Annotated in this window: 9 protein-coding genes; 4 read left to right on the top strand and 5 right to left on the bottom strand. The window is 69.1% G+C overall.

The genetic code is table 11. The features are described 5' to 3' along the window. The first annotated feature begins 41 nt into the window (after window positions 1-41). Entirely contained in the window at window positions 42-1,355 is a 1,314-nt protein-coding gene (locus tag HD596_RS40700; RefSeq protein ID WP_185074764.1) for an aminoglycoside phosphotransferase family protein, read from the top strand. 28 nt (window positions 1,356-1,383) lie between these two features. Here HD596_RS40700 and HD596_RS40695 read toward each other — a convergent pair whose 3' ends face one another. Beyond that, the gene (locus HD596_RS40695; RefSeq protein ID WP_185074763.1) at window positions 1,384-1,944 is read right to left on the bottom strand and encodes a GNAT family N-acetyltransferase; all 561 of its coding nucleotides are present in this window, start codon (window positions 1,942-1,944) and stop codon (window positions 1,384-1,386) included. Window positions 1,945-2,203: 259 nt separating this feature from the next. Here HD596_RS40695 and HD596_RS40690 point away from each other — a divergent pair, with 259 nt between their 5' ends. Then, window positions 2,204-3,811 carry a phospholipase A2 gene (locus HD596_RS40690; RefSeq protein ID WP_185074762.1) on the top strand — a complete coding sequence of 536 codons (1,608 nt, stop codon included), beginning with the start codon at window positions 2,204-2,206 and terminating at the stop codon, window positions 3,809-3,811. Between the two features lie 110 nt (window positions 3,812-3,921). Here the strand turns inward: HD596_RS40690 and HD596_RS40685 are convergent, their stop codons facing one another. The 3 genes from HD596_RS40685 to HD596_RS40675 are packed head-to-tail and all read right to left on the bottom strand — an operon-like array spanning window position 3,922 to window position 6,334. Beyond that, window positions 3,922-4,848, bottom strand: coding sequence for a hypothetical protein (locus HD596_RS40685; RefSeq protein WP_185074761.1), 927 nt, complete (start codon window positions 4,846-4,848; stop codon window positions 3,922-3,924). A 23-nt stretch (window positions 4,849-4,871) separates the two neighbouring features. Beyond that, window positions 4,872-6,032, bottom strand: a complete 1,161-nt coding sequence (locus HD596_RS40680) for a bifunctional WXG100 family type VII secretion target/C40 family peptidase (protein ID WP_313046298.1) — start codon at window positions 6,030-6,032, stop codon at window positions 4,872-4,874. Continuing rightward, window positions 6,029-6,334: a hypothetical protein gene (locus HD596_RS40675; RefSeq protein ID WP_185074760.1), complete on the bottom strand. Its 306-nt coding sequence runs from the start codon at window positions 6,332-6,334 to the stop codon at window positions 6,029-6,031. Before HD596_RS40675 ends, HD596_RS40680 begins: the two co-directional genes overlap by 4 nt. A gap of 160 nt (window positions 6,335-6,494) precedes the next feature. On the opposite strand from HD596_RS40675, the gene HD596_RS40670 reads away from it, so the two are divergent. Then, window positions 6,495-7,706: a cytochrome P450 gene (locus tag HD596_RS40670; RefSeq protein ID WP_246555199.1), complete on the top strand. Its 1,212-nt coding sequence runs from the start codon at window positions 6,495-6,497 to the stop codon at window positions 7,704-7,706. On the opposite strand, the gene HD596_RS40665 is transcribed toward HD596_RS40670, so the two are convergent. Further along, a complete protein-coding gene (locus HD596_RS40665; protein WP_185074759.1) occupies window positions 7,693-7,959 on the bottom strand; it encodes a hypothetical protein in 267 nt (88 codons plus the stop codon). The genes HD596_RS40670 and HD596_RS40665 overlap by 14 nt on opposite strands. A gap of 62 nt (window positions 7,960-8,021) precedes the next feature. On the opposite strand from HD596_RS40665, the gene HD596_RS40660 reads away from it, so the two are divergent. Beyond that, window positions 8,022-8,465, top strand: coding sequence for an SRPBCC family protein (locus HD596_RS40660; RefSeq protein ID WP_185074758.1), 444 nt, complete (start codon window positions 8,022-8,024; stop codon window positions 8,463-8,465). Window positions 8,466-8,611: the final 146 nt, after the last annotated feature.

Raw genomic sequence — 8,611 nt, 5'->3', positions numbered from 1 at the left:
GATCAACCTGGTCACCACCCGTCGAGCCTTGGAGGGTGATCATGTCGTCCGAATCCGTGCTGGTGATCGTCGACCAGGACGGTGCCGTGCTGTGCGACATGACCGGCGGCAGTCCGGCGCTGCCGAGGATGCGGTTCGACGGCCAGTGGCCGCCGATGGACAGCGAGCTGACCGATCGCGTTCGTCGCGAACTCGGGCCGGCCACGGTGGTCCTGGAGCCGCTGGACTTCACGACGGTGGTGCTGCTGGCGGCGGGCGGGACGCGGCCGGTCTCCGCCGATGGGTTCGCCTGGCACGGTCATGATGCGGTGGCCGGGCAGAGCCTGGCATTCGACCGCCGGGCGGCGCGATCCCGGCCGCCCGTCTCCGACTGGTTCAGGCCCGGCTGGTTCGAGCGGGCCGAGTCCTACATCGACGCGGAGATCAAGGCTGCCGGTCGCGTGCGGCTCGGTCCGAGCCGCCAGATCAAGCACTGGAGCATGTCCGCCGTGCTCCGCACGCCGACTGACGGCGGTGACCTGTACCTGAAGGCGGTCCTGCCGAGGCTCGCCCGCGAACCGGACATCACCCGATACCTGGCGTCATTGCGCATCGCGCCGTTCGCCACCATCACCGCGGTGTCACCCGGTGACCGGTGGTGGCTCGCCGAGGACTTCGGCGGTGTGGACGGCTGGGCGCTCTCCACAGAGCAGCGTCGCGCCTGCCTGGAACAGCTGGTCATGGTGCAGAAGGAGACCATTCACCGCGGGGACGAGCTGATCGCCGCGGGGTGTGTCCCGCTCAGCCCGGCCTCGCTGGCCGACGGCGTACGGTCGACCATGGCCCGCGACGACATCTGGCGGGCGCCCAAGCTGGCCAAGAACCTGGGCCGGGCACTGACCGGCGAGGAGGCAGACCGGCTGCGGGCACTGACGCCGTATCTGGTCGAGTGTGCCGAGCGCCTGGACGAGGCGGCCGTCCCGGCGACGATCGTCCACCGCGATTTCCACCCGGGCAACGTGGTCGTGCGCGACGACGGGATCCTGTTGCACGACTGGAGCTTCGCCACCGTCGCGAACCCGTTGTTCGATCTGGCCTCGTGGCTGCTCGACGTGTCCGAGCCGGACGCTGCGACCTACCTCGAAGCCTTCTTCGCCGCCTGGGCCGACACCGTCGCTCCGGAACGGATGCGGGACGCGTGGCGCGTGGCCAAGCCGCTCGCCGCGGTGGTGGAGATGATGAAGCTGATCGAGCTGGCCGACATCGTCGGACCGGATCACGACTTCAACTGGCTGCCGATGACCTACGGTTGGGGCCGGCGGCTGCTGCACGCGGCCGCCGACCCCGGCCTGGCCATCAACGGCTGGCGAAAGTAGGGCTCACCGGCCCGGCCCGATGCTGAGCTCAGATGCGGAACGTGGACAAGGGAGCGGTGCAGAGGGTCTGCTCGGCGCCGAACTCCTCGAACGTGCTGATGGGGCGGAAGCCGAGGCGGGCGGCGAGTTTCAGAGATCGTTTGTTGGCGGTCTGGGTCACGACCAAGACCGGCTGGTCGGGGAGTTCGCCGGCCGCAGCGCGCAACGCGGCCGTCGCGGCCTCGAACGCGTACCCCGCGCCCCATGCGCCGCGCCGCAGCACATAGCCCACTTCCAGTTCCTCGCCATCCTCGGCGACACGCCCCGGGCGGTCGGCCGACCGGCGGCCGAGCATCAATGTTCCGACAAGCCGGTTCGTCGTGTTGTCCGCGATCACATAATTGCCAGGACCGGATGCCGCGCCGGTGCTTATGGCTTGGTCGAAGTGCTGCTCGACGTCACTCCGCGGCCGGGGGCCACCGAGGTATGCCCGGACTTCGGGATCGGTCATGAGCTCGATGAATCCTTCACGGTCGGCAGCTTGCGCCTTGCGGAGCAGGAGTCGTTCCGAGGGGATTTCTGTGGCGGACAGCGTGCGCAATTGGCTCATAAGCCCCCGATCATAGGACACGGGACCCTCGCCTGGGCTGCCGCCCTCCCCACGCCCGGCCGTCGATTCATTATTCTCAAAGGCGCCACAGTGCCGCCATAAATTCGCCATAAATTTGCCATGAATCGCACGCAAGGGCATGACTTCAAGGGCGATTTGAACATTGTTTCAGGGCAATGTCCAGCTCTTGCCAAGCGATTTACCGACCCTTACTCTCCAGGTGATCAAATCACTTTCTCTTTTTACCTGGAGGCACCTCTTGCGCCGATTAGCGCTCCCCCTCGCCATCTCGGCGATGCTCCTCCCCTTCCTCGCCCCCGAGGTCTCCGCCGCCGCCCTCGACGACCCGCCACCGGCCAACGTCCAGGAGATCGGCCCCGGCCAGTACTCCTCCGACACCAAAACCTTCAAGCTCACCGAGCTGGACGTGTCCGCGGGCGCGATCAGCCGCAGGCACGGCGTGGTTCTGGCCGCCGACGACCTGGCCAGGCCGCAGTCCGCCCCGGCGACCCGGCCCGAGCTGGGCGTCTTCGGGCCGGGCTGGCAGGCCGAGTTCGCCGGCGGAGAGATCAACCGGAAGCTGGAGAACCAGAACGGCACCATCGTCGTCACGGAGCTCGACGAAGGCACGTCGACCAGCTACCCCCTGAAGAGCAGCGTCTCCTTCCCCGACGGCGGCGGCATCCAGACCTACCAGGCCACCGACGGATCCAAGATCACCGAAACCACCAAGTGGGACGCGGTCATCGGAGCGATGCGCACCACGACGGTCGAGACGCTCGTGACGGATCCGGGCCCCGTGGAGGCGGGCGACGACACCTTCACCACCGACGACGGCACCCCCATCAGCATCGGCGACCTCCAGCTCACCTACACCTGGGCCCGGCCGGCCGGGGCGCCGAGCGCCGACCCCTGGCGGGTGACCGATGTGGGCAGCACCGCCTTCGGCAAGTCCACGATCACCTACGACGCCCAGGGCCGCGTCAGCACCGTGAAGGAGCCGGCCGGCACCGCGACGCCCGCGTCCGTCACCCGGTTCACCTACGCCACGGCCACCACGGCCACCGGCACCTCCACCGGCGACTACGCGGGCCGGCTCAAGGAGATCGCGGTCACGTACGGGACCGAGGCGCCCCAGATCGAGGCGAGGTACGCCTACGACCCGAACGGCCTGCTGCGCACCGTGACCGATCCCAGCGCCGGCGCCGTCCAGGGCACCTACACCTACGACCCGGTGGGACGCCTGTCGTCGATCGAGTCCGTCACCAGCGGCGGCTGGCAGCTGTCGTTCCCGGCGGGCGCCGCCGCTCCCCAGGTGGTCGCCACCGGCACCGACATGCCGGCCAACGGCGGGCCGACCGAGGGCGCGGCCGGGCTCGACGACCCCAACGCCACCGAGCCGCCGGCCGGTGACTTCCTGCCGGACGGCGTGGATCCTCCGCAGTCCTACCCGAAGAAGTGCAACACGGCCGTCACCTGGATGTGGTACACGAAATCCGGCTGCTCGGCCTGGGCGTGGCACGGCGGCAAATGGCGCAAGCCCGACTGGAAACGGACCGCCAGCGGCTTCAAGGTCAGGGGCATCTACTACGACCACTGCACGAAGTCTCCGGACAAACCCCACAATTTCGATATGCGGCCGGCCTGCGACTCCCACGACTACGGGTACGGCCTGATAGCCAACCAGAAGAAGAAGTACAAGTACTACCTCGACAACACCCGTACGCGAAAGCTTGACGTGGACAACCGGTTCTACATCACCATGCGCGACAAGGTGTGCGGGGGTTACTTCATCCTGGTGCGGCCCGACTGCAGGGCATGGGCGTGGACGTACTACCAGTTCGTCAAGAAGTACGGCAATCCCTGAGAACGGCGCGAGCCCGACGTGAGGTCGGGAGGCAGAGGAGGGCGGGGGCGATGGTCGTCCCCGCCCTTGTTCGGCCGTTCCCATCGCTGCGGGCGATGGACGTACGCGCCTCACTTGCGGCGGGCGGGGGCGCTGAGGACGTCGGCGAGGTCGTCCACCGCGAGTCCCCGGCCCGGCTTCGCCTGGGGCGCGGTGATCGTCATCGGCTTGTCCCAGTTCCGGTACTGCGTGGCCAGGTGCCCCCGCAGGATCCGGTCGTGTCCGAGCCCCGGGACCTCGGGCCGCGGGTGCGCGTAGAAGCGCCAGCCGACCCGGTACGGCCACCCGCGATCGTCGTACATGTACGTCCATGTCACCTCAGAATTCCCGAGGGCCGCCGTCCCCGCGGCCTCGCGGAAGCTGGGAGAGACGCGATAGAGGTCCCTGAGCTTGATCGTCCCGGTCAGGGTGTAGATCCGCTGCCTGCGGCCGGTGGTGTGATCCGTGGTCCAGGGCGCGACGCTCTTGCGGGTCTTGGTGGCCAGCAGCTTGCGCAGTGTGGCCGGCTCCAGGACGTTGATGAACTGGTCACCGTACGCGGCCGCGGCACCACTGGCGCGGCCGGTACGCACCCACGTCTTCGCCTGCGGCGCGAGCTGGTACTGCCAGCCGCCCGCGCTGATCGTGCGCAGCGTCCCCACCGTGGCGAGCACGCCGGCGAAGTAAGGGTCCCTGGGCGCCTCCTCCGCCATCAGCTCCTTGCTGCTCACGCTGAGCTGCCGGGTGTGCTCCGAGGCGAGCACGCCGGCCCGGCCCAGCTTGACCTTGCCGGTCCCGCGCAGCCCCATGCCGCTCCCGATGAAGGTGCGCCTGCCGTTGCTCAGCCGCACCTCCTTGGACAAGTCCGTGGAGGCCTGGCCGTAGAACTCGGCGGTCGCGCCGGCGCCGCGCACGAGCAGCGAACGCAGGCCCGCCATCGGGTCGGGTTCGGCTGTCCGGGCGTGGGCGGTGGTGGGAGCGGCCGTGACAAGGGCCACGGCGACGATGAGGGGGTGCATGCCGTACTTCCGGAGTGGTTGGGTCAGCTCGTTCCCGGCCGGGTGAAGCCCATGGGGGTACGGCTGTAGGGGGCGATCTTGACCTCGGAGCCCGGTCTGGGCGCGTGGATCATCGTACCTTTCTCGGGGTCGAGCACGATGCCCACATGATCAGCGGTGCCGTCACCGTTGTTGTCGAAGAAGACAAGATCTCCGGGCTGCGCGTTGCCATCGGGGATGCGCGGTCCGCGCAGCCACTGGTCGTGCGCGACCCGGGGGATGGCGGTCCCCGCGGACTCGTACGCGCGCAGGGTCAGTCCGGAGCAGTCGAAGGAGCCGGGTCCTGTCGCTCCCCACACGTACGGGTCGCCGAGCTGCTTGAGGGCGTAGTCGATGACGGCCTGGGCGCGGGGGTTGGGCGCCAGGCTGTGGGCGTTCGGCGGGACGGCCAGCGAAGGCGCGCCCGCACCGCCGCCACCACCGCCACCCCCACTGGCGCCGTTGCCGCCACTGCCGCCCGCACCGTTGAGGCCGTTCCCGATGCCGCCGCCGGGCGGCTGGCCGTTGCCGTTGTAGGACGCCAGCTGCGTCTTCGGGCTCTGAGGCCGGAAGTCCGGGTCGGGGATCCACGGCATCCCGGCCTTGTTGCCCGGGACGAAGTCCTGATCGCCGGGAGCGGGGATGCCGGTGAAGAACCGCACCTCGCCGAGGTGTTTGTTGATCTCGCTGGTGGCCTGACCGAGCACCTCGGCGGCCTTGTCCGTGTGCACCTTGGCGCGCTGGAGGGCGTTGGACACCTGGGACCTGATGCTCGTCATCGAGATCGTGGTGCTGTCGGGGTCGCTGCGCTGCTCGTCCAGCCAGGCGCGTTTCTCCCGGTAGAGGGCCTGCACCTCACCCTTGGCCGTCTCCAGCGCGCTCCCGGCGGCGTCCAGCTTGCCGGCGCAGCTGGTCAGGGCCTCGCTCAGTGCCGTACCGGACTTGGGATATCTGGCCATGTACCTGGCGAAGCTTTCGGCGGCGGCGCCGTTCCACGCGCTGTCCACCCTGTTGACCGCGCGTTTGATCACGCCGGTCTCCGTGGTGATGTCGCCCGCCAGCGTCCGCCACTGCCCCGAGATCTTGGAGATCTGCGCCTGGTCGCCGCTCAGGTCGTCGATGACGCGCTGGATGGGGCTGAGGTACTGGTCCCAGATGTCCGTCACACCTGCTCCGTCCGGGGAACGCCGGGGAGGTCGGCCGTACGGACGTTGTGGACGACCTGGTGGATGGCCGCCTCGACCTTGGTCAGGTTCTGTTGCGCATGGCGTATCTCGGCGTCGATCTTCGCCTCGAAGTCGTTGACGGCCTTGGCGAGCTTGTCAGAAACGTTCTCCAGGTCGCCGAAGCACGAGGTGCTGACGGTCGTGGGACCGTCCTCCGCCGCACTCTTGAACTGGTTCGCGACTCCCTTGGCCTTGGTGGCACACTCCTCGAGCGTGTCGAAGTAGATCTCAAACCCTGCCACGAGTACGCCTCTACTGTCAGATCAACATCAACCGCCCGACAATCTAACATCCTTGGCCTTTTGTCCGGCCGGGATCTGGGGTGGCGGTCTTGACCGGCGGCGGCTGGTTGCGTACGTTCCCGGCGAGCTTGTTGGACGACGGCAACGCCCGGAGGCGGCTTTGACAGAACAGTCCAGCACCACATCGACCTGGCCGGACCTTCCTCCCGGCCCGTACGGCACCCCTTCCCCCGACCTGACCCGCCGCTACGCCGAGGCGCCCATGGAGGCGGCCACGCTCCCGAGCGGCGACCGGGTGCCGATGATCGTCCGGTACGCGGATGTCCGCAGCGTGCTCACCTCGCCGGCCAGCAGCCGTAACCTGCGCGAGCCCGGTCTGCCGCGAATGGTCAGGGGCACGTTCCTGGATGACGACCCGGCGGCGCTGATGAACCAGGACCCGCCGGAGCACACCCGATACCGGCGCATCCTGCACGGCACGTTCACGCCCAGGCACATCGAACGCTGGCGGCCCCGGGCGGCGGCCATCGCCGGCGAGCTGATCGACGCGGCCGGCGAGGAGTTCGACCTGGTGGCGGACTTCGCGCTGCTGCTGCCCGCTCGGGTGATCTGCGAGCTGCTGGGCGTGCCGATGGACCGCTTCGAGCAGGTCCGCGGCTGGACGGAGATGTTCCTGTCCACCTCGGACGCGAGTGCTGATGCCCGGGGCCAGGGGTTCGCCGCGTTCATGGCCTACGCGGGAGAGCTGATCGAGCAGCACCGGGCCGAGCCCGGCGAGGACCTGATCGACCTGCTCATCGCGGCACGCGACGAGGAGGACGGGCTCAGCGAGGACGAGCTGACCAACATGGTGTTCACGCTGATCCTCGCCGGGCACGAGACGACCGCCTCGATGATCGCCCGGGGCGTCTTCCGCCTGCTCCACCACGCCGACCAGTACGCCGAACTCGTGGCGCATCCCGAACTGGTCGATCCGGCGGTGGAGGAGATCCTGCGCCACGAGGCACCCGGCTCCAACGGCATGCTCCGGCGGATCACCGAGGACGTCGAGACGTCCGGCGGGACCATCCCGGCCGGCAGCGTCGTGCTGCCCAACCTGTGGGCCGCCGACCACGACCCGTCGGTGTTCCAGGACCCGCTCCGCTTCGACCTGCGCAGATTCGCCGGCGCCCCGTCCACCCCGCACCTGGCGTTCGGCCACGGCCCTCACTACTGCCTGGGCGCGAACCTGGCCCGGATGGAACTGCAGGAGGCGTTCCGCGCCCTGGTGACGCGCCTGCCGGGGCTGCGCGCGCAGGAGGAGCTGTCGGCGGTCGCGTGGAGCGACGGGTTCGTCTACCGGCCGCTCCGGTTGCCGGTCAAGGCAGGCTGAGCACTCCGGTGTTCTCGCCGAAGTGGCCGTTGTAGTCCATGGGCGGGCGGGTCATGCGGATGGAGCTGCCGGACCCGGCCATGGTGTAGAGCGCGCTCGTGCTGGGACCGTGGTAGGGAGGCGGCTGATCCATGTCGTTCTGGCGAGCGCCGATCGCGCCGGCCAGCGCCGTGGACGTCGTGACCGCCAGCCTGTTGCGCTTGTCGGCCAGCACGGACGCCGTGACGTCCTCGTCCGTGGCGGCGGCTCGCACGAGCTCGGCGCGGCTGTCGCTGCCATACTGAAACGCGTTCTTCGATGAGTACGAGGTAGCCCGTGCCGCAGACTGTGCTCCGCAACGCCTTCCATGTCCCTGCCCCGCCGTCCGCGGTGCTCGCGCACCTCAGCGAGCCTTCCAGTTATGTCGGCCTGTCGCCGCTCGTGGTGGCCGTCCGCGACGTGCGCCGGGCGCCCGGCGAGAGCCGGTTCGTGTCCGTGGAGCGGTTTCGCTTCTTCGGCTTCGTCAAGTACGACAACTTGATCGAGGTCACGTTGCGTGCCACCGGTGAGGCGGTGGAGGGCGAGGTGGTCAGCCCGGGCGGGGTACGGCTCGACTACCGGTTCGGCCTGGCCGCGGACGGTGCGGGGACCGAGGTCGAGGACAGGCTGACGGTGGACGCGGCTGTGCGGCCGCTGCTGTGGTACGCCGCCCGCAAGGCCCGCGAGGTCCAACTCGCCCGCGCGGGCATTCTCGCCGGGCGCGCCCCCACCCTGCTCTGAACAGCCACCGGCTCGGTCATCCGCCGGTGGCGACGGTTGCCTCCACGGGGAGGCGATCACTACTCTGAAAGGAGCGTGCGAGGGCGCTGCCAGTCCGCGGGCAGGGATGTTCCCACCTCGAGCAGAACGCCAACGCACTGGACAAG

The sequence above is a fragment of the Nonomuraea jabiensis genome (genome assembly GCF_014204795.1).
GTDB classification, from domain to species: Bacteria; Actinomycetota; Actinomycetes; order Streptosporangiales; family Streptosporangiaceae; genus Nonomuraea; species Nonomuraea jabiensis.
This window is presented reverse-complemented; position numbering and strand designations above follow the sequence as displayed.

What these genes read in the sequence shown, in the direction of transcription:
- HD596_RS40685 (WP_185074761.1), bottom strand. Translation starts at nt 4,848, where the DNA reads ATGCACCCCCTCATCGTCGCCGTGGCCCTTGTCACGGCCGCTCCCACC.
- HD596_RS40700 (WP_185074764.1), top strand. Translation starts at nt 42, where the DNA reads ATGTCGTCCGAATCCGTGCTGGTGATCGTCGACCAGGACGGTGCCGTG.
- HD596_RS40695 (WP_185074763.1), bottom strand. Translation starts at nt 1,944, where the DNA reads ATGAGCCAATTGCGCACGCTGTCCGCCACAGAAATCCCCTCGGAACGA.